The 22224-nt window shown below is 39.5% G+C and carries 16 protein-coding genes and 8 tRNA genes; 19 read left to right on the top strand and 5 right to left on the bottom strand.

What is annotated here, in order from left to right; genetic code table 11:
- Position 1 precedes the first annotated feature (1 nt).
- The 6 genes from H5120_RS17770 to H5120_RS17745 all read left to right on the top strand — a co-directional run bounded on the left by H5120_RS17770 (position 2) and on the right by H5120_RS17745 (position 5895).
- A complete protein-coding gene (locus tag H5120_RS17770; protein ID WP_101162947.1) occupies positions 2–1183 on the top strand; it encodes a cystathionine beta-lyase in 1182 nt (393 codons plus the stop codon).
- Between the two features lie 143 nt (positions 1184–1326).
- Positions 1327–2154, top strand: a complete 828-nt coding sequence (locus H5120_RS17765; protein WP_008139071.1) for an ABC transporter permease — start codon at positions 1327–1329, stop codon at positions 2152–2154.
- Positions 2151–3059, top strand: a complete 909-nt coding sequence (locus H5120_RS17760; RefSeq protein ID WP_182675651.1) for an ABC transporter ATP-binding protein — start codon at positions 2151–2153, stop codon at positions 3057–3059. Before H5120_RS17765 ends, H5120_RS17760 begins: the two co-directional genes overlap by 4 nt.
- Positions 3059–3433 (top strand): PH domain-containing protein, encoded by a 375-nt coding sequence (locus H5120_RS17755; RefSeq protein WP_007377979.1) that lies wholly within the window; start codon positions 3059–3061, stop codon positions 3431–3433. The genes H5120_RS17760 and H5120_RS17755 overlap by 1 nt, the downstream gene beginning before the upstream one ends.
- A 199-nt stretch (positions 3434–3632) precedes the next feature.
- Complete coding sequence (locus H5120_RS17750) at positions 3633–4427, top strand: putative porin (protein ID WP_182675650.1); 795 nt, start codon at positions 3633–3635, stop codon at positions 4425–4427.
- A gap of 664 nt (positions 4428–5091) precedes the next feature.
- Complete coding sequence (locus H5120_RS17745; protein WP_182675649.1) at positions 5092–5895, top strand: putative porin; 804 nt, start codon at positions 5092–5094, stop codon at positions 5893–5895.
- 66 nt (positions 5896–5961) lie between these two features.
- On the opposite strand, the gene H5120_RS17740 is transcribed toward H5120_RS17745, so the two are convergent.
- Positions 5962–7809 carry a M2 family metallopeptidase gene (locus H5120_RS17740; protein ID WP_182675648.1) on the bottom strand — a complete coding sequence of 616 codons (1848 nt, stop codon included), beginning with the start codon at positions 7807–7809 and terminating at the stop codon, positions 5962–5964.
- Between the two features lie 167 nt (positions 7810–7976).
- On the opposite strand from H5120_RS17740, the gene H5120_RS17735 reads away from it, so the two are divergent.
- Complete coding sequence (locus tag H5120_RS17735) at positions 7977–10253, top strand: acyl-CoA dehydrogenase (RefSeq protein ID WP_182675647.1); 2277 nt, start codon at positions 7977–7979, stop codon at positions 10251–10253.
- Between the two features lie 438 nt (positions 10254–10691).
- Here H5120_RS17735 and H5120_RS17730 read toward each other — a convergent pair whose 3' ends face one another.
- A complete protein-coding gene (locus H5120_RS17730) occupies positions 10692–11126 on the bottom strand; it encodes a hypothetical protein (protein ID WP_002963139.1) in 435 nt (144 codons plus the stop codon).
- Between the two features lie 142 nt (positions 11127–11268).
- Positions 11269–12237: a cysteine synthase A gene (cysK, locus tag H5120_RS17725; protein ID WP_002963138.1), complete on the bottom strand. Its 969-nt coding sequence runs from the start codon at positions 12235–12237 to the stop codon at positions 11269–11271.
- 362 nt (positions 12238–12599) lie between these two features.
- Here cysK and H5120_RS17720 point away from each other — a divergent pair, with 362 nt between their 5' ends.
- The 12 genes from H5120_RS17720 (at position 12600) to H5120_RS17665 (ending at position 18057) form a co-directional block, all read left to right on the top strand.
- Positions 12600–13751 (top strand): dicarboxylate/amino acid:cation symporter, encoded by a 1152-nt coding sequence (locus tag H5120_RS17720; RefSeq protein ID WP_002963137.1) that lies wholly within the window; start codon positions 12600–12602, stop codon positions 13749–13751.
- 108 nt (positions 13752–13859) lie between these two features.
- Positions 13860–14510: a UvrY/SirA/GacA family response regulator transcription factor gene (gene uvrY, locus H5120_RS17715; RefSeq protein ID WP_002963136.1), complete on the top strand. Its 651-nt coding sequence runs from the start codon at positions 13860–13862 to the stop codon at positions 14508–14510.
- A gap of 9 nt (positions 14511–14519) precedes the next feature.
- On the top strand, positions 14520–16343 hold the full coding sequence (uvrC, locus tag H5120_RS17710) for an excinuclease ABC subunit UvrC (protein WP_039488521.1): 1824 nt from the start codon (positions 14520–14522) through the stop codon (positions 16341–16343).
- 42 nt (positions 16344–16385) lie between these two features.
- Entirely contained in the window at positions 16386–16931 is a 546-nt protein-coding gene (gene pgsA / locus H5120_RS17705) for a CDP-diacylglycerol--glycerol-3-phosphate 3-phosphatidyltransferase (RefSeq protein WP_182675646.1), read from the top strand.
- A 212-nt stretch (positions 16932–17143) separates the two neighbouring features.
- Positions 17144–17219 (top strand) — tRNA-Gly (locus H5120_RS17700).
- Between the two features lie 31 nt (positions 17220–17250).
- Positions 17251–17324, top strand: a tRNA-Cys gene (locus tag H5120_RS17695).
- A 37-nt stretch (positions 17325–17361) separates the two neighbouring features.
- Positions 17362–17448, top strand: a tRNA-Leu gene (locus tag H5120_RS17690).
- A 64-nt stretch (positions 17449–17512) separates the two neighbouring features.
- Positions 17513–17588 (top strand) — tRNA-Gly (locus H5120_RS17685).
- Between the two features lie 39 nt (positions 17589–17627).
- Positions 17628–17714, top strand: a tRNA-Leu gene (locus H5120_RS17680).
- A gap of 49 nt (positions 17715–17763) precedes the next feature.
- Positions 17764–17839: transfer RNA gene (locus tag H5120_RS17675), tRNA-Gly, on the top strand.
- A gap of 19 nt (positions 17840–17858) precedes the next feature.
- Positions 17859–17932 (top strand) — tRNA-Cys (locus tag H5120_RS17670).
- A gap of 38 nt (positions 17933–17970) precedes the next feature.
- Positions 17971–18057, top strand: a tRNA-Leu gene (locus tag H5120_RS17665).
- A gap of 470 nt (positions 18058–18527) precedes the next feature.
- Here H5120_RS17665 and H5120_RS17660 read toward each other — a convergent pair.
- Positions 18528–20126 (bottom strand): BCCT family transporter, encoded by a 1599-nt coding sequence (locus tag H5120_RS17660; protein ID WP_149602921.1) that lies wholly within the window; start codon positions 20124–20126, stop codon positions 18528–18530.
- A gap of 165 nt (positions 20127–20291) precedes the next feature.
- The gene (locus tag H5120_RS17655) at positions 20292–21707 is read right to left on the bottom strand and encodes a sodium:alanine symporter family protein (RefSeq protein ID WP_039488519.1); all 1416 of its coding nucleotides are present in this window, start codon (positions 21705–21707) and stop codon (positions 20292–20294) included.
- Between the last annotated feature and the right edge of the window lie 517 nt (positions 21708–22224).

The following is a 22224-nucleotide window of genomic DNA, read 5'->3' as shown; positions in this document are numbered from 1 at the left end:
AATGTCGAGTAAAAGTAATAAAAACACTCAGCTGGTATCATCAGGGCGCAAAAAAGCCTATACACATGGCGTAGTAAATCCCGTTGTACAGCGTGCATCTACCATTGTATTTGATACTGTAGCAGATTTAAAAGAAGCGGCTAAAACCCGTGGCGATAAAACGTTATTTTATGGGCGCCGGGGCACAACAACACACTTTGCACTACAAGAAGCGATTACAGAACTTGAAGGCGGCGAAGGCTGTGCACTATACCCTTGTGGCGCAGCGGCGATTAGCCAAGTATTTTTATCGTTTTTAAAAACCGGTGATCATATTTTAATGGTTGATAACGTGTACGAACCAACTCGCGATTTTTGCGATAAAATTTTAGTGGGACTGGGCATTACAACAACCTACTACCCGCCAACCATTGGCGCAGGTATTAAAGACTACATTCAGCCAAATACTAAAGTGTTGTTTTTAGAATCTCCAGGTTCTATTACGATGGAAGTGCAAGATGTGCCTGCTATGGTAAAAGTAGCCAATGAGCATAGCGTAATGACCATACTTGATAATACCTACGGCAACGGTTTGCATTATCGTCCGCTTGAGCACGGTGTTGATATTAGTATTCAGGCTGCAACGAAGTATATTGTCGGCCATTCGGACGTGATGATGGGGGTGGCTGTTGCTAATAAAAAGTACTGGCCAACCTTGCGCGAAAACTCGTACTTACTAGGGCAATGTACCAGTGCCGATGATGCGTATTTAGCACTTAGAGGCCTGCGTACAATGGGTGTGCGTTTAAATCAACATGAAAAAGCAGCAATAGAAGTAGCTAAATGGCTTGAGCAACATGAGCTTGTTGATCATATTCGACACCCTGCATTTGAAAGCTGCCCAGGGCATGAGTTCTTTAAACGTGACTTTGATGGCAGTAATGGGTTGTTCTCATTTGTGATGAAAACCGGCAATCAAAAAGCGATTGATGCCTTTTTAGATAGCCTTGAGCATATCAAAATGGGCTTTTCGTGGGGCGGTTTTGAAAGTTTGGTAACGGCTAATTTAACCATGAAAGGGCTGCGCTCAAATACAGGTTGGGATTTAGGGCCGGTTATTCGCTTGCATATTGGCCTTGAAGATGTAGAAGATTTAATTAGCGATTTAAGCCAAGCACTTGAGGTTTATAAGCAGCATTTATAATTTATATCGCAATTTATGTTGTTACATTTAAATGTATTGTTACAAAGCTCACCATAGGTGGGCTTTTTTTTGCTGGTAATTCAAGGTGTTTACACTTAGTGTGGATAAATAAACAGAAAATAAAAAGTCATTAAGGATAGTCAATGGCAACACCATTACCGATAAACGTAGGGCGATTAACGCAAATAGCGGGATTTGAGCTTGTACGTATGTTTTTAACAAAACGTGGACTTATTGCATTAGCAGCCTTTGCATTGGTGTGGCTAATAATACTGCGCTACCCAATAGGGCAGGCAGTAGGCATTGTAAGTGCACCCGATTTTGAGCAAATAGCCCGTGATATATCAGGCTCCATTGGTTTAAGTAAGCTGCTTGATTGGCCTGAGGCCGAATTTGCTATGTACTGGTTAATAGCCTTATATAGCTTTCCCGTTTTTGGTTTATTTATTTGTAGCGACCAAACGGTAGGCGATAGAGAGCGCGGCACACTAAGGTTTTTATCACTGCGCTCCACTCGCTTTGAAATACTGTTTGGCCGTTTTTTAGGGCAGCTAGGAGTATTAGCATGTTTGGTGGGTATAACGCTTGTGGCTACACTCGCGGTATTGGGTTTTAGAGATCCAAGTTTACTGGCTGGTGGTTTTGCCCGTGCGCTTTCTATATTTTTAATATTAGTGATTACTTTGTGCCCATTTGTAGCACTAATGACGTTAATTAATACCTTTGCTCGCTCATCGCGTTTATCTATTGTATTGGCAATTTTATATTTTGCAGCAGGCGGTATTGTAGTTGGTATATTGCAATGGCAAATACCCGCATTAGGCTTGCTTGATTATTTATTTCCGGGTGTGCAAATAGAGCTATTAGCGGGGCAAAATCTACCATTATTGAGCGCTGTGGCTATTCCCCTTGTGCAAACTGCGGTATTACTAAGCGTTGCTCAACGTATTTTTGCAAGGAGCTCACTATGAGACCATTAATTACAGCCAGCGGTTTGAGTAAATCGTATGGTGCAAAACTTGCGCTTAATAATGTGGACTTTGAAATTAACAAAGGCGCGCCAGTGGCACTTGTTGGGCCAAATGGTGCGGGTAAAACCACCTTATTTAGTTTGTTGTGCGGTTATATAGGGCCAAGTAAAGGCAGCCTTGAAATATTAGGGCATAAGCCAGGGAGCGCTGCTTTATTTAATAAAGTAAGTGCATTACCGCAAGACGCGCAACTTGACCCTCGTTTTAATATAGACAAGCAACTCGCTTTTTATGCAAAACTACAAGGTATGGGTGCTAAGCAAAGCCAAACTGAGGCGCTACGTGTACTTGATTTAGTTGGCTTAAAAGAAATTGCAGAGCAGCGTGCGGGGGATTTATCGCACGGTATGCGCAAGCGCGTTACGATAGCGCAAGCACTTATTGGCGCACCACAAATTGTAATGCTTGATGAAGCAACCGCAGGGCTGGATCCGATTCATGCCAGAGAAGTACGTGAGCTGGTATCAGAATTAAGTGAACAGGCTACATTTATTTTAAGCTCTCACGATTTAACTGAGCTTGAGCGACTATGCTCACAGGTACTTCATTTAGATAAAGGCGTACTAAGCGAGCATCAAACAAAAACAAATAATACCGATAAACACTTTTATACATTAATGCTAAGCGAAGCTTATCAAAATGTTGAGCAACAGCTTCAAGCAATTGCAGGTGTGAGTCGTGTGTATATGAGCCAACATAAAGAATATGTAGTTGAGTATCAGCCAACGAGCGATCCACTTGATATTGCACTACTGAATTTTTGTCATCAACAACACTGGCAGTACAGGCAGTTAGTTAATGGTCATACGTTAGAGAATCAAATATTTAAACAGGAGAAAGTATAATGGGTTTACTTAGCGGACTTATGGGTAATGCAAGCGAAGTTGACGATTCTGATTTAGAAAAAATCCTCGCCAATACATTAATTGACGGCGAGCAAGTAGAAAAAGCATATAAAGTAGTACGTGATATGTTTATTTTTACTAATAAGCGCTTAATCTTAATTGATAAGCAAGGTATGACCGGTTCTAAAATGGAAATGGTGAGTATTGCTTACTCTAAAATTACCAAGTTTAGTAAAGAAAGTGCAGGCCATTTTGACTTAGATGCCGAGCTAAAAATATGGGTTGGCTCAGATCCAACACCAATTAGTAAAGAGTTTAAGTCTGGCGATAATATTAACGATGTTTACCGAATTATTAGCCAACACGCGCTTTAATACGGTACATGTTTTAAGTAGTTGTTGACTAGATGTTGCAACTACTTTAATTTTACAGTTTACAACACTTCCTTACAATTAACTTAATAAATACAACTGGTTAGTTAAGTTTTCATTCAGTTTCCTAACGTTAGCATGTGCCTCGACTTTAGCAATACAGCTAGAGCATAAAAAGCAATGTACATAGGGAAGTCTTACAATGAAAAAATTAGCAGTTATTATTTCGAGCATTTTATTATCTAGCACTGCGGCTGCTGCAGACAGCTATAATTCAATTAGTAACCTAAGCTACAAAAATAGCGATAACAACGACACCGTTGCTGTAGATTCTATTTACTACTTATCTCCTAAAAAAACTTTAGGTCCGTACGATCAGTTTGAATACATCAATAAACAAACTAACGTATATGGTGGCTATGCTGATGACGACTTTGGCGATTTAACATCAGTTGGTGGTGAATACTTCATTAATGAATTTGTTGTTGGCGCATCTTACGAAAACCTAGACCCAGATTCAGGTTCTAACAGTGAGCTTTATAAACTGACGGGTGGTTACTTTTTCAACCCTGATTTACTTGCAAAAGTAACACTAGTTGAAAACAAAGATGGCGACGATTACGCATTATTTGATTTAGCTTACAACTACATGCTAAACAGCACTGATTACGTAGGTGTTACACTTACATCAGACGACGATTTTGATTACCGTGCAGTTGCTGCTAAATACTTTATTGATTTACAGCAAGGTAACTACCTAACTTTTGAAGGTAAATACGAAAGCATTGATGACGCAGAAAACCAATGGTTAGCAGAAACTAACTACTACTTCTCAAAAGCAACATCTGTATTTGCTAACTACAACAAGCAAGACACTTACAGCTTTGGTGCTCAGCACTTCATCAATAAAAATATTGGTGTAAAGGTGGGTTACGAAAACAACGCTGATGATTCTGACAACGATGCGTACTTTGCTAACATGCGTTTTCAGTTTTAATTAAGTCCCGTACTTAGTTAATACAAAAGTAATATTAAAAAGCCCGCTAAATTTAGCGGGCTTTGTTGTTTATAAACGTTTGATCTTTTAACTATAAACTTTTACTAACCATAATTACGGCTTTTATTATGCTCATCTAAATAACCCCTTTAAGTTATAAATAGAGTTGCCATAAATGGCTAGATTGTTATTAAAGCCATTAAGTAGAGTCGATGATAATAGCTATAAAATAATGAGTATTGGAGTTTTTTTTGCTGGTAAATAATGGTTATTGGAAAAAACAGATAAAAATATGCACTTATACAAACCTAGTTTTTATTATAAATTCAGAAATAATGAATTAAATATAGTCATTATTTTGAGAAATTAGAAAAATTTAGTGAGGGGAGGTTATATTGATGAGGTTTATCGAATAATTAAGTTGTGTTTAATTTAGCGACAACTTGTACCTTATTTGTTACTTTTTGAGTTTAAAAGACGACAGACTATTGTTACGTAGATTTTTTTGATACCTGTTGTTTACATTTGCTTGTAATTATTTACATTTCAAGTGGTTTTAATTTGCCCTCTTATTCAGTTTTTGTTCATTTTTTTGACGTTAGGATGCGCCCCGACTTTAGCTAGACAGCTGAGGCATAAAAGTAATATTTATAGGGAATTTAAAATGAAAAAATTAGCCGTTATCATTTCGAGCATTTTATTATCAAGCGCTGCAACCACTGCAATAGCTGCAGATACTTACCAATCAATCAGCCATGTAGGATACGTGGATGTAGATGGTGATGACACAATAACTGTTGACTCAACTTATTATTTTTCTCCAAAAGCGACTTTAGGTCCTTACGATCAATTTGAATACATCAATAAGCAAACAAATGTTTATGGTGCATACAGTGATAATGATTTTGGAGATGTTACTAGCGTTGGCGGTGAGTATTTTGTAGAAGATTTTGTATTAGGTGCACAGTACAATAATTTCGATAGTGATTTTGGCTCAAGCACGGATGTAATTGAACTTTCTGCAGGTTACTTCTTTAATCCAAACCTTTTATTAAAAGCAACGTTTGTAGATGTTGAAGATGCTGACAATCAGTTTGTGTTTGACCTAGCATATAACCACCAGTTAAACAGCACTGATTATATCGGCTTTACAGTAACAGCAGATGATGAGTTTGACTACCGTGCAGTAGCAGCTAAGTACTTTGTTGATTTACAGCAAGGTAACTACTTAACTGTTGAAGGTAAGTTTGAAGATGTTGATGGCGGTTCAAGTAACTGGCAATTAGCATCTAACTACTATTTCAGCAAAGCAACATCGGTTTTTGTTACAGTTAATAAAAATGATGATTACACTCTTGGTGCTCAACACTTTTTCAACAACAATGTTGGTTTAGAAGCAGGTTACGGCAATAACTGGGATGATTCTGATTATGATGCTTACTTTGCAAATGTAAGCTTACAGTTCTAATTTAACTAAAATTAGAATATGAATAAAAAGCCCGCTCATTTGAGCGGGCTTTTTATTCAGCGCTATTTACCAGCCGCAGTTGCGGCCTTCGTTTTGTTTATCTAAATATGTTTGTAATGGTGCAAAGTAATCGAGCATTGCTGTTGCATCCATTTGCGGCTTACCTGTTACAGTTTCAAGCGCTTCTTGCCAAGGGCGAGATGAACCCATTTCAAGCATAGCGTTTAGCCTATCCCCTGCTTCTTTTGAATTATAAATAGAGCAGCGATGAATGGCTTTATCGTTACCGGCAATTTCACATAAGCTGCGATGAAACTCAAATTGTAAAATATGCGCTAAAAAGTAACGTGTATAAGGCGTGTTGCCCGGAACGTGGTACTTAGCACCCGGATCAAAGTCGTTTTCGCTACGTGCGATAGGAGCTTGCACTCCTTGGTATTTTTCACGTAGTTCCCACCATGCTTTATTGTAGTTCTCTGGGGTTACTTCACCTGAAAATACCTGCCAACGCCATTGATCAACCATTAAGCTAAATGGCACAAAAGCCACTTTATCAAGTGCCATTTTCATCAATAGACCAATGTCTTTTGATTCATCAGGTACTTGCTCTAGTAAGCCAATTTCTTTTAAGTAGCCTGGTGTAACCGAAAGGGCAATGGTGTCGCCAATAGCTTCATGAAAACCATCGTTTGCACTTTCTTGATAAAATAAAGGCTGTTTGTTATAAGCGCGTTGATAAAAATTGTGGCCTAGCTCATGGTGAATAACAGAGAACTCTTCGCCTGTGCGCTGAATACACATTTTAATACGTAAATCGTCTTTGCTATCGATATTCCATGCTGATGCATGACACTGCACATCTCTGTCTTTTGGTTTTACAAACAATGAGCGCTCGTAAAATGTCTCTGGTAGTGCATCAAAACCCATTGAGGTAAAAAAGTTTTCAGCCCCTTTTACCATTTTAAGTTCGTCGTAATTATTTTTAGCTAATAACTCGGTTACGTCGTAACCCGGATCGGCGTTTTCTGGTGCAACTACATCGTAAATATTACCCCATGCTTGCGCCCACATATTACCAAGCAAGTGCGCTGGTATTGGCTGATCTTGAGGTACTTTGTCGGTGCCGTACTTTTCACCTAACTTTGCGCGAACATGGCAATGTAGCGAGTTATAAAGTGGTTTAACTTGGCCCCAAATACGGTCAAGCTCAGTGGTAAAGTCATCAGCAGGCATATCGTATTTACTGCGCCACATAGCGCCCGTATCGGCATAACCAAGCTCCTTTGCACCTTCGTTGGTAAGTGCTACTTGTTGCTCGTAAAGTGGGCGCATGGGTTTTGATATTTCACGCCAGCCTTGCCATAAATCAAGTAGCTCGTTGTAATCTCGGCTGGTGGCCATTTTTGAGGTCATGTCGCCAAGGCTCAAACAGCTGCCATCTTCTTTACAGTATTTACCTTTACCATATAGCCCGCCAAGCTCTGCGACAATTTGTGAAAGTTGCGCTGTTTTATCAGCGTCTTGTGGGGCTGGAAGTGTAAGTGCTAGTTTTAGTTTATCAAGCTTACGGCGAGCATCGTAATCAAGCTCTAGTTCGTCGTATTTTGCAGCTTCATTTGCTAAACGCACGACTGTTTCGGTCATTTTACGGTTAACTTCAGCCGATAGAGCAGATGTATCGTGAGTAATAAAGTTTGCGTAAATCCACTCTGCACGGCTCGATTCTAAATAAAGTGCACTCAGTTCTTTTTCTGTGTTTGTTATAAATGTATTTGCATCTTTAGCTGTTACAGCTTTTTTAGTGTGTGGTGAATCGGTAGTGTCGATAGATACTTGCGCATCGCAGGCCGTTAAAGCAAGAGTACTTGCTACCATTAAGGCGCTCATACTTAGTTTAAATCGAAAGGGGGTCATGCTATTCCTTTAATTTATTGTTATTAAAACGTTGATAATAGCAGTGATGTTTAAAACAATAAAATGAATGCGTTAAGGCTCACGACTCGTCGTGCAATGATTGTATTTAAATTAAGATGGGTCATAATTAAGTTACTATTTTCATTCAATGTGTAAGGAATGTGCGCATGTTAATATTTATAATATTGCTGGTCGTGGTGGTGGTTATTTTTGCGGTTAAAGATATTCGCCTAAACTTGATTAGTCGTCCTACGTTTAAAATGTTCAAAAAGGTGCTTCCGCCATTATCGCAAACAGAGCGAGAGGCAATGGAAGCAGGTGATGTTTGGTGGGATGGTGAGTTATTTAGTGGTAACCCAGACTGGCAAAAACTGCACCACTTTCCAAAACCAGAGCTTAGCGATAAAGAAAACGCATTTATGGCTAACCAAGTAGAAACCTTATTGGCGATGCTTGATGATTATCAAATTGTACAAAAAGACAAAGACTTACCAAAAGAAGTGTGGGATTACCTAAAAACAGAAGGTTTTTTTGCGCTGATCATTCCTGAAAAATTTGGCGGTCGTGAGTTCTCGGCAATTGCTAATTCAACGATAGTGTCAAAAATTTCGACTAAAAGCTTAACAGCTGCAGTCACTGTTATGGTGCCTAATAGCTTAGGTCCGGGCGAGTTACTTCTTCACTATGGTACTAAAGAGCAGCAAGATCGTTGGCTGCCAAGTTTAGCTAATGGTACAGATGTTCCTTGTTTTGCACTAACGGGACCAGAGGCGGGCTCTGATGCTGGCAGCATTCCTGATTCAGGCGTTGTGTGTATGGGTGAGTACAATGGCGAGCAAGTAATGGGCCTGCGTTTAAATTGGTCAAAACGTTACATTACGCTTGCACCAGTGGCTACTGTACTCGGCTTAGCATTTAAAATGTATGACCCTGATGCTTTATTAGGTGATAAAAAAGAGCTAGGTATAACGTGTGCGCTTATACCAACCGATCATCCGGGTGTTGAAACGGGTGAGCGTCATTATCCGCTTAATATGGCCTTTATGAATGGTACCACTTACGGTAAAGATGTATTTATACCACTGGACTGGATCATTGGTGGTCAAGAGTGTGCAGGGCGTGGCTGGAGAATGCTTGTTGAGTGTTTAAGTGCAGGGCGTGGAATATCACTACCAGCATTAAGTGCAGCAACTGGGCATTTAGCTTCAAAAATGACATCGGCATATGCCATGGTACGCCAGCAGTTTGGTGTATCAATTGGGCAATTTGAAGGCGTGCAAGAGGCACTTGCGCGTATTGGTGGTTTAACTTACACACTTGAGTCGTGCAGATTAATGACCGCAGGTGCGATTGATTTAAAATTAAGCCCATCGGTTGTAACAGCGATTGCTAAATACCATATGACAGAAATGGGTCGTACGGTAATGAATGATGCAATGGATATTCATTCAGGTAAAGGAATTCAAGTAGGGCCTAATAACTATTTGGCGCATGGCTACATGGGGATTCCAGTATCAATTACGGTAGAAGGGGCGAATATTCTAACGCGTAATTTAATGATATTTGGCCAAGGCGCAACGCGCTGCCACCCATTTGTTTTAAAAGAAATGGAAGCCGCTGCAATGGAAGATGACGACGCAGCACTTGAACAATTTGATGGTTTATTAATGAACCATATATTATTTGCAGCAAGTAACGCAGGCATGGCATTTGTGCATGGCTTAACACGTAGCTACTTTGCGAAAGCGCCTGTAGGTGGTGAAACGGCTATTTATTATAAACAACTGAGTAGAATGAGCCGAGGCTTAGCTATTTGTACAGACGTTGCAATGTTAATGCTTGGCGGTGAGCTTAAACGTAAAGAAATGATATCAGCGCGTTTGGGTGATGTATTAAGTCATTTATACTTGGCATCAACTGTTTTAAAACGTTATGAAGATGAAGGGCGCCAACAAGCTGATTTACCATTTGTAAAATATGCAATTGAGAACTCATTATTTGAAATTGGCCAAGCGTTTAATGGCTTCTTTAAAAACTTTTCAAATCCGGTTGTTAATTTTATCCTTAAACGTATCGTGTTCCCGCTGGGAAACCATTACCACAGACCAAGTGATGAAATAGCACAAAGTATTTGCGAGCGTATGACTCAACCTGGTGTATTTAGAAACCGCTTAACGCATTTATGTTATGTAGATGAAAATGCAGGTACAGGGGTCATGGAAAGCGCATTTTTAGCTATGCATGATATGCAAGCGCAGTTTAAAGACTTAAAACAATGGCAGCGTAAGGGCAGTGTGCCTGCAACGCTTGATATTGAAGGTGCTATAAATTATGCGCTTGAAAATAAGTTGTTAGAGCAAACTGATGCAGATGCAATGCATCATGCTAATAAGCTACGTAAGAAAGCCATTGCAGTTGATAACTTTCAACCTGGTGAGCTGTAGCGCAGTACTTTAAATACTAGGGCGTGTTGAACCTTCGTGGTTGAATTTGCAGCAGGCTGTTTGGTTTTTAGGCAAGGCAGAGCCTACGTAGAGTGGTTATTCCCCATAAATAGGCGGTAACGCAGCATAAATGCCAAACATGCGCTGCCCTTTGGGTTCTTTCTAGGGACGATTAACTCTTTGTTGCCTACATGGGTGTAGGTCAAGGGCGAGAGCAGGACGCGGAAGCTTTGCTCGGTTTTTACTTATTCTTACATGGATGTAAGCCAGTAGGGTAACGCAGGAGCAGTTACCGAGCTCACTAGGTTACAAACCTCGCGCCGCGATTAAATCGCCCCTAGATTGAACAAACTTCAATCCACAAAGATCAACACGCCCTAACTAAAGCGAAAAAGGCCTTACAAATGTAAGGCCTTTTTATGTTTAATTCAGTTGTTTTTAACGAGCGTAAGGGTCGGCAACAATTTTATCTATGTACCATTTGCCCTTTTTACGAAGCATTTTTACACTGCGCATTTCGTCAATTTTGTCACCATTTAAATAACCGGTAAAAATAAGGTTTATTTTAGCGTTATCGCCGTATTGTTCACGGACGCTCATATTGGTCATATCAACTTCAATGGTTACTTCATCGTATTGCATGTTTACTAAGTTACGGGAAAACTGTTTAGCGGTGCCGTAGGATTTCATTATACGTGTAAGGTTGGGGGTTGCCATGGTGCTGGCTTTTTGAAGGTCTTGCTGGTTATAAAGCGCATCAAAATAAGCGGTTGCTGTATCGCCAGGAGTGTCGCCGAGTGTTTTGGTATCGTCACCACAGGCTGATAAAAATAAACAGATGACCAAACTTAATAAACTCGTGATTTTTTTCATATTAATTATTATTAATTAGTTTTTTTCAAGTGTGTGGTTTATCTATGCAGATGTAAAGGTATGGCGGGTAATAAATAGAAAATTGGATAATAAATAATAAAAAAGGATGCCTAAAGCATCCTTCTAAAAATCTTAAAATTAATTATTGTACTAGCTCTTGTTCACTAAACTCTTCATCAAACATTGGGCTTGATAAGTAACGCTCAGTTGCACTAGGTAGGATAACAACAATATTTTTATCTGCGTTTTCAGGCTTTTCAGCAATTCGCTTAGCTGCAACAACCGCTGCACCTGACGAAATACCGACTAAAATACCTTCTTTTTTCATTAACTGATGTGCCATTGCAATGGCGTCTTCGTTAGATACAAGCTCTGCTCCATCAATTAAGTCCATATCTAGGTTGCCAGGAATGAAGCCAGCACCAATACCTTGGATTTTATGAGGACCAGGTTTAATTTCTTCACCGGCAAGCGTTTGGCTAATAACTGGAGAGTTAGTTGGCTCAACAGCAATAGATTTAACGTTTAGACCTTTTTCTGTTTTGAGGTAGCGGCTAACACCTGTAATAGTACCACCAGTACCAACACCGGCTACAAAAAAGTCTACTTTGCCATCAAGCGCATCATAAATTTCAGGGCCTGTTGTTTCAAAGTGAATTTTTGGGTTTGCAGGGTTTTCGAATTGTTGTAATAAAATATACTTATCAGGTGCTGTTGCTTGAATTTCTTTTGCTTTTTCAATTGCGCCATTCATACCTTTTGCACCGTCGGTAAGTACTAGATTTGCACCTAATGCTTTTAATAGCTTGCGACGTTCTAGGCTCATGGTGTTTGGCATAGTAAGCGTTAACTTGTAACCACGTGCTGCTGCAACAAATGCAAGTGCAATACCGGTGTTCCCAGATGTTGGTTCAATAAGTTCTTTACCTTCAACAAGCTGACCTGACTTTTCAGCTTCCCAAATCATCGATGCACCAATGCGGCATTTGATACTAAAGCTTGGATTACGAGATTCAACTTTAGCGTATACATTCCCACCTGTAACACGGTTAAGTTTTACCAGCGGTGTATTACCGATGCTTAGTGAGTTATCTTCAAAAATAGTAGACATAATGTTCCTTTGGATGCAATCTGATCAACGTGTTAATAGCCTTTGCTACTAACTATATAAACACACTTTACTGTGAGTTTAAAAAAACTAAAGTAAAGTTTGGCTATAACATATATCTATTGGGCTTATAACCAGTCGAAATAAAAAACAATTATTAGCGGTGCTTTAGTTATTATAGGTGCGGGCTTAATTTAAAATTTAAAGAGTAAAACCTCGTTTAGTCAAAAAATGTTCAAAAGAGTATTGAATTAAGCTGTGTTTGTTTAATATTTGCGCACATGAATGTAACTTGAATAGTTTTATCACACAATGCCTCTAAAACATGATAAAAACACGTATCTAAATTCAATTAAGCAATCACAATGAAATTAATCTTAAAATTAATTGCCGGTATTGTGGCCGGTATCCTAGTTGGACTATATGTACCTATAACTGGAGTTGAACTTTTATTCACAGTAAAAGAGCTGATTGGTCAAATAATCTCCTTTACCATCCCACTTATTATATTATTTTTTATTGCATCAGGTATTGCAGGCCTGCCAAAAGGGTCTGGTCACTTACTTGGTAAAACAGTCGGATTTGCTTACAGCTCTACTATTATTGCCGGTACGCTTGCATTTTTATTAGTGAGTGCTGTTATCCCTTTTTTAAGCGGTGGCATTACATTTGAGGCAGAAGTTGCTACAGAAATTGGTAGCTTTATTGATTTAGAAATCCCGCCACTTATGGGGGTAATGACCGCATTAGTCACTGCTTTTGTATTTGGCATAGGCATGAGCCAGTTAGAGCTTGATACGCTTAAAAAGGTGTCTGATCAGGGCCGTGATGTGATTGACGGGTTATTATCAAAAGTAATTATTCCTGCTTTACCATTTTATATTGCTGGTGTATTTGCTGAAATGACAGTGGCAGGCACTGTGGTAGATACACTGCAAACATTTGGCGTAGTACTGATTGCAGCGCTTGTTATGCACTGGTTATGGTTAAGCGTTTTATATATAGCGACAGGTGTACTATTAAAACGTAATCCAATCGAATTAGTTAAAAATATGCTACCAGCTTACTTTACAGCGTTAGGTACTATGTCAAGTGCAGCAACGATTCCAGTATCGCTTCAATCAAGTAAAGCAAATAACGTTAAAGAAGACGTAGCTAATTTTACTGTACCACTTTGCGCGACTATTCACTTATCAGGTTCTACTATAACCATAGTAACCTGTGCAATGGCTGTTATGTTTTTATCGCCAAGCATGGAAGTCCCTTCATTAATGGGTATGCTACCGTTTATTATGATGTTAGGTGTAGTAATGATTGCAGCACCAGGTGCTCCAGGTGGTGCAGTCATGTCGGCGCTTGGTTTATTAACAAGCATGCTTGGGTTTAATGAAGGCGCGGTTGCATTAATGATTGCACTTTATTTAGCACAAGATAGCTTTGGTACTGCGTGTAATGTAACGGGTGATGGTATCATTGCGTTATGGGTTGACAGATTTAGCGAAAAATCGTCATCTTAAACTATTAGGGCGAGGCAATAATATTAGTTATTGTTTCGCTCTATGTATGTTACTGTGGCAAATTAATTTAATTAAATTGCATGTTGTTAGGTAAGTGAGGATGTTCCATTGATTAATGTACTTTTAGTTGATGACCATGAACTTGTACGAACAGGAATCAAGCGTATTCTTGATGATGTACGAGGGTTTAAAGTAATTGGTGAAGCTAAAACTGGCGAAGAGGCTGTACAGTTTTGTCGTCAGCATGCGCCAAACATAGTATTAATGGATATGAATATGCCAGGCATGGGCGGATTAGAAGCGACTAAAAAGATTTGTCGTTATTGCCCTGATGTAAAAATTATTGTGCTTACCGTTAACTGTGAAGACCCGTTTCCGAGTAAAGTAATGCAAATTGGTGCACATGGCTTTTTAACTAAAGGTGCAGGCTCTGACGAAATGGTGCGAGCCATTCGTTGTGTTCATGCTGGTCAGCGTTATATTGCCCCTGAAATTGCACAGCAAATAGCGCTTGCGCAAGTGACAGGTCGCACAGACGAAAATCCTTTTCAGAGCTTGTCTGAACGCGAACTGCAAATTATGCTTATGATCACTAAAGGCGAAAAAGCACAAAATATAGCTGAGCGTTTAAACCTAAGTTCAAAAACAGTAAATAGCTATCGCTATCGTATGTTTGAAAAGCTAAATGTAGGTGGTGATGTTGAGCTTACCCATTTAGCAATTCGTCATAAAATGATTGATATAGACGTTTCGTACTAACTATAATTTATGTCTGAATTTGATCACGTACATTTTCTCAAAACGCTATCAAGTGAGCCGGGTGTATACCGCATGCTTGATAGTGACAACCAAGTTATTTATGTTGGTAAAGCTAAGCATTTAAAAAAGCGTGTGAGCAGTTACTTTAGAAGTAACATTACCGATAGCAAAACACGCGTTTTAGTGAGTAATATTTGTGACATCGAAGTCACACTCACTAATACTGAAACAGAAGCGCTGCTGCTTGAAAATAATCTAATAAAAAAATACCAGCCTCGCTACAACATATTATTACGCGACGATAAGTCGTATCCTTATATTTTATTAACTAGCCATAAACACCCTCGTTTAGCGTTTCATCGTGGCAGCCGTAAAATTAAAGGTGAGTACTTTGGACCTTTTCCGAGCGCGGGAGCGGTATCTGAAAGCTTGCGGTTAATGCAAAAAATATTTCCTGTTCGTCAATGTGAAGATGCTTATTACCGCGCAAGAAGTCGCCCGTGTCTGCAATATCAGCTTAAGCGTTGCTCAGCTCCGTGTGTGAATAAAGTTACGGATGATGATTACAGCGAGCAAGTTGACTATGTCCGTAAGTTTTTAACGGGTAAATCTCACGAAGTTATTGCTGATTTAATAAAAAAAATGGAAGCAGCCAGCCTACAATTAAATTTTGAACTGGCGGCAAAAGTTCGCGACCAAATAATGCTACTTCGTAAAATGCAGGAGCAACAGTCTATATCAGGTAATTTTGCTGAAATGGACGTAGTTGGTTTTGCTCATTTAAATGGTTTAAATGGTATTCATTTATTAATGATCCGCGATCACAAAGTATTGGGTAGTAAAACGTATTTTCCAAAAGTACCTAAAGATTCAAGCGAGCAAGAAATATTGACCTCATTTTTAGGACAGTACTATTTAGCGCCAGGAGCAACAGGGCGTATTGCAAAAGAAATCATATTACCTTTTGAAATAGAAGAGAGCGGGGCACTCGGTGAAGCACTCACACAAATAAGTGAGCGCAAAGTAACACTTAAAGTAGTTACCCGTGGTGAGCGTGCTCAATACTTACAACTGGCCAATAAAAATGCATTAAACAGTATTGCAGTTAAGCAAAGTACCCAAGACTCTATTAATAAACGTTATGCACAATTAAAAGCAACACTGCGACTTGATGATATTACCCGAATGGAGTGTTTTGATATAAGCCACACTATGGGTGAGAACACTGTTGCAAGTTGTGTTGTATTTGACTCACAAGGCCCAAATACAAAAGAGTATAGGCGCTATAATGTAACGGGTATAACCGGTGGTGATGATTATGCTGCAATGGAGTTTGCACTTAATAAGCGTTACAACAAATTAGTAGATGAAGACAAAATTCCAGACGTTATCTTTATTGATGGTGGTAAGGGGCAACTGGGGCGCGCGGAGCAGTACTTTTCTAACTGGCCACATACAAAAATGCCTTTGTTAGTAGGTGTTGCTAAAGGTACTAGCCGTAAGCCAGGCCTTGAAACACTATTAATTGACGGTGGTCGAAAAACCATTCCTATGGATTCAGATGCACCTGCGCTACATTTAATACAGCATATACGTGATGAATCTCATCGTTTTGCAATTGCAGGTCATCGTAATAAACGCCAAAAACAACGTACGCAATCACTACTAGAAGAAATAAATGGAGTCGGTTCTAAGCGTCGGCAAACATTATTAAAATATTTAGGGGGCATGCAGGGAGTAAAAGCTGCTAATATAGAACAGTTAAAGAAAGTTCCTGGGATCAGCCCTGACATGGCTGAGAAGATATTTAACCATTTGCATGACAAGGGCTAGCCCTACATGCGAATATAGCAAAAAAGACATATCCAAGTAGTTATGTGGAATATTCCAAACACACTCACAACATTTAGACTTTTTCTTATCCCCGTTTTTTTGGTGATATTTTATTTGCCTTATAGCTGGGCTTTTTTTGCTGCCGCCTTTATTTTTTGGCTTGCATCAATCACCGATATACTAGACGGTTATTTAGCAAGAAAGCTTGAGCAATCAACCCCTTTTGGTGCTTTTTTAGATCCTGTTGCTGATAAAGTAATGGTATGTGCCGCACTTGTAGCGTTATCTGATCAGTACCAGTCAATGTACATGACCATACCTGCTCTTATTATAATAAGCCGTGAAATTATCATATCTGCACTTCGTGAATGGATGGCAGAGCAGGGTAAGCGTGGTAATGTCGCTGTATCAAACATGGGTAAAATTAAGACGGCTGCACAAATGTTAGCCATTATCGGTTTGATTTGGCAATATGATACATGGATGAACTATTTAAGTTTTGGACTACTGTACATTGCGACCTTTTTAACCTTGAGTTCTATGATGCAATATTTACGTGCAGCATGGGATGAATTGACTAAAAATTAACTCTAAATGTATAATAACGCACCGTTTTAGATAAAAAACAAGCAAACAGTTCAAAACTAGCATTTTTTGTATTGACGCGTTTAATAATCTCTGTAGAATGCGTCCGTGTTGAGAGGGCATAGCCCCCGAGATAAACAAAGCGGTAATTAATCAGTTGCCTGAATGTTCACATAAATCATCATGTGCTAATTCAAATAACTGATAAATAAAATGCGGTACTAGCTCAGTTGGTAGAGCGCGACCTTGCCAAGGTCGAGGTCACGAGTTCGAGCCTCGTGTACCGCTCCAAGTTTATCTTAAGGTTAATACCCCGTACTGGGGCGGAATGGCAGAGTGGCCATGCACCGGATTGCAAATCCGTCTACCTCGGTTCGACTCCGGGTTCCGCCTCCATTTCAACACTCCACACGCTTTAATTAGCAAACTCGATGCCCGAGTGGTGGAATTGGTAGACACAAGGGATTTAAAATCCCTCGACTAACAAGTCGTGCCGGTTCAAGTCCGGCCTCGGGCACCACTTTGTGGTTTAATTGCATTACCAAGTGTAATTTATAAAATGGTTAATTTAGAATTAATATGATGCGGTACTAGCTCAGTTGGTAGAGCGCGACCTTGCCAAGGTCGAGGTCACGAGTTCGAGCCTCGTGTACCGCTCCATATTAGTTTTATCCACTTGCTTTAAATAGCAAACTCGATGCCCGAGTGGTGGAATTGGTAGACACAAGGGATTTAAAATCCCTCGACTAACAAGTCGTGCCGGTTCAAGTCCGGCCTCGGGCACCACTTTAAATTGTTTAACCAAGATAATTTAAAGCTGATAAAATAGTATTTTGCGGTACTAGCTCAGTTGGTAGAGCGCGACCTTGCCAAGGTCGAGGTCACGAGTTCGAGCCTCGTGTACCGCTCCAAATTATTTGGAAACATTTAGGCGGAATGGCAGAGTGGCCATGCACCGGATTGCAAATCCGTTTACCCCGGTTCGACTCCGGGTTCCGCCTCCATATAATTTACTCCACACGCTTTAATTAGCAAACTCGATGCCCGAGTGGTGGAATTGGTAGACACAAGGGATTTAAAATCCCTCGACTAACAAGTCGTGCCGGTTCAAGTCCGGCCTCGGGCACCATCTTTACTAAAATCTTCAGATAAAATTCACTTAAATTCTAAATTGCTTCTAATTTTAAAACATTCAAAAATTATTCTTACTTAAATTCTCTAATCTTATTTTTAATACCTACTTACCTTTAAAATCTATTTCTTTTTATTATCTTAGAGTTTCACCATCATACATTTATAAAGCTCCCTGTTTGTAATTAACCGTTACTACTTTTATCCCAGCTGGTTAATTAACTGAATTGGTATAAGAGCACCTGTGTATAACAGAGCAAAAAATCAGAACGCTGGTTATTTAATTTTCATGGCAATTACTCCTGCACCTAAGTTTTAACGAGGGGTGGCATTAATGAATGTAATAGAAGTGCGGTGTCTAAAAATAAATTTAAGGTGGGAGTATAGGGAATGCGTTAAGCACTTAGTTATACGAATTGCGAAGATTTTATAAGCGACCCTTGAGGATCGCTTATAAAGGATAAATTGTTATTGCAGTTTACTCTGAGCTTTGTAAATTGGATACTCGCTCAACAAGCCTTGAATAAGCGCAACACACATTAAAATAAGTACTATTGAAAACGGCAAAGCTGTAGTAACTACGCCCGACTGAAGCGCTTGCAATGCTTGCGAGCCACCAACCCAGAGCAATACTGCTGCAATCACGCCTTCGACTGTAGCCCAAAATATACGTTGTGGCACTGGTGCATCTATTTTACCGCCCGCAGTTATACCATCTATTACAAGCGATCCTGAATCAGACGACGTTATAAAAAACACCAAAACGAGTGCTATAGAAATAATAGAAATAAAACTAGAAAGAGGTAACTGCTCGTATACTTGAAATAAAGTCACTGAGATATCAGTTAAACCATTTTGTCCAAGTGGGCCAACTTTATCTATAACTTGTGTAATTGCCATATTTCCGAATACGCCCATCCAAACCAAACTAAGAAGCGTTGGTAGGCCAATGACGACGAGTAAAAACTCGCGTACAGTGCGCCCCTTTGAAACTCGGGCAATAAACATCCCAACAAACGGCGACCATGATATCCACCATGCCCAATAAAACACAGTCCAAGAGTGCATCCAATCTTCATCGGGTCTATTGAATGGATTGCTCAAAGGTACAAAGTGCTCTACGTACGCCCCAAGGGTAAACCAAACAGCAGTAATTGCATCAGAGAAAGTAAGGGCAATAACAGCTAATAATAAAATAAATGCACAAATTAAATTAACATTGCTCAGTACTTTAACACCGCCCTCAATACCTCTAATAACTGAGAAAATTGCAATACACGTTACTAAACCAATAACAGATATTTGAAAAGCAGTCCCGTAATCAGTGCCTAACAGATAATTTATCCCGCTGGTAGCTTGTTGAGCGCCAAGGCCTAGCGATGTAGCTAAACCAAATAAAGTAGACAGTACAGCGAGTATATCTATGATATGACCAAGCCACCCCCATGCGCGATCACCAAATAATGGATAAAAAACAGAACGTATAGATAAAGGAAGGCCTTTATTAAATGCAAAAAAAGCCAAGCTTAATCCAACAACAGCGTAAATCGCCCATCCATGTAAACCCCAGTGGTACATGGTTGCACCCAAAGCTAAAGAGTGTGCTTGCGGTGAATTTGGCTCAACGCCCATAGGCATATGATACCAACCAGTATAATATGCAGTTGGCTCAGCAACTCCCCAAAACAGTAAGCCAATCCCCATTCCTGCTGCAAAGAGCATTGAAAGCCATGACATGTAACCATGTTCTGGACGAGCTTTTACGCCACCCAACCGAATTTTACCTAAAGGAGAAAATGCTAAAATAACGCAAAAGATCACAAAGGCATTGGCTAGTAACATAAAGTAACTATCAAATTGATTAATTATTGCGTCTTTAGTCGAGGTTAGTGCATCACGGGTAACGGTAGGGTCAAAAACTAGGGTAAGTATTACAAATAAAACAACTAAGAAGGCGCTTATACCAAATACTGGGTTATGGATATCAAATCCCCACTTTTGTACATTATCTTGCCCAACTTGGTAATCAGTAGTGTCTATACTGTATTTTTTTGTCATGTCATCCATCGGCTCTCCTTTTTATAGATAACTTAATTCATATGTCCTACGTAATTAAATATAAAATAGTTTTAAAATTAATATAACTTTTTATTTATAAGTAATGAGATGATTAAGCGTAGTATTTGTTATTTTTAGAACTAAAAAAGCGAGCCGTAGCTCGCTGATTATTTTCTATTCCCAGGCCGCTGGGTCAACCTCTTTAGCAAGTTTAGGATGCTTACTTTTGTCAAAGGTGGGTATTAAGCCCTTTTTGCGTTGTTCGTTATAGTCTTTTGAAAGCCATACAACAACACCTGAAAGCATAAATAGCGCTATAACGTTTACAATGGCCATTAAACCCATTGATATATCTGCCAGCGTCCAAATTAAACCAAGCTCACCAACAGCACCAAACATCACCATACCTAAAACAACAAGTCTAAAGATAAACATACCTTTATTAGAGTTGTGCTCTAAAAACATTAAATTTGTTTCAGCGTAAGAGTAATTAGCCACAATAGAAGTAAAAGCAAAAAACAATATAGCAATAGCAATAAAGTAAGTACCCCAGTCGCCGACATGTTCTTGTAATGCTGCTTGTGTAAGTTCAATCCCCATAACACCAGATTCAGGTACTAATTGCTGCGATAGTAAAATAAGAGAAGCAGTCGCTGTACAAATAACAATAGTATCAATAAATACGCCTAACATTTGCACATAACCTTGTGATGCTGGGTGAGGAGGGTAAGGCGTCGCAGTAGCCGCGGCATTAGCTGCACTACCCATACCAGCTTCGTTTGAGAATAAACCACGCTTTATACCTTGGATCATCGCTTGTGTGACACCGTATCCAATAGCACCAGCACCAGCTTGTTCAATACCAAAAGCACTTTTTATAATAAGCACTAGCACATCAGGTAGTGCAGTAAAGTTAATGGCGCATACATAAAGTGCAACCAGCAGGTAAGCTAATGCCATAAATGGCACAACCATTTCAGCAAAGCGAGAAATTGTTTTTAGGCCACCAAAAATAATGATGCCAGAGCCAATAACCAAGCAAATGCCTACTATGTACTTAGGTACATCAAACGCTACTTCAAATGCTGCAGCAATAGAGTTTGACTGTACTGCGTTAAATACTAAACCAAAGGCTAAAATTAAACATAACGAGAATAAAGTTCCCATCCAACGTTTGCCTAAACCGTTTTGCATATAATAAGCAGGGCCACCTCTAAAATTACCATCTGCATCTTTTGTTTTATAAGCCTGAGCTAAAGTACTCTCGGCAAAACTTGTAGCCATACCTATTAATGCAATAAGCCACATCCAGAAAATAGCACCTGGGCCACCTAGATATAAGGCAACAGCAACACCTGCCATATTACCAGTACCGACACGAGCTGCTAATGAAGTACAAAAAGCCTGAAAGGATGAAATTTCGTTATCGGCACATTTACGAGAACCAAACATAACTTTGAACATATGTGGGAATTGCACAAATTGAATAAAGCCTAGTCGAAAAGTAAAGAAGAGGCCCGCTGCTATTAATAAGTAGACGAGAACTTGCCCCCATAGAAGGGCACTTATACTATTTATTATGTCTGTCATGGATACTGCCTAAATACATGAGTTAAAAAAAGTGACCGCAACTTATCACATCAGGATAAAAGTGTTTAGTTTTATAGTTAAAAAACAGAGTTATCAACAGGGTTTTGTGGGTAACTTGTGCTTATCATGTGTGCTTGCTTGGGGCTTAATTTTAATTACTATTTTATGCAAATAACGCTTGCGTAAAATCCGCCGCTCCCTATAATGCGACCCCACTGAGACGGGATATGGCGACGCGCAGCGGACGAAGCATAGCGAGGCACGAACTACTCAGAGAGTTAAATAAAACTTCGGTTTTAAATCTTCCAAAAGAAAGTTTAAAACAAAGTGTTGACTCGAAAAATAAAGGGTGTATTATTCGCATCCCTTGAGACGCTAAAGCGACTCAAAATGTTCTTTAACAATATAAAGCAATCATCTGTGTGGGCACTCGTACAGATTGAGTTCTAACAGCCAAACTACTTAGGTAGCGAGGCAAACAAATTAGAGTCTCAATTGAAACTGAGTGACCATATGT

The organism is Pseudoalteromonas sp. SR43-2, from assembly GCF_014163885.1.
Lineage (GTDB): Bacteria > Pseudomonadota > Gammaproteobacteria > Enterobacterales > Alteromonadaceae > Pseudoalteromonas > Pseudoalteromonas distincta.
This window is presented reverse-complemented; position numbering and strand designations above follow the sequence as displayed.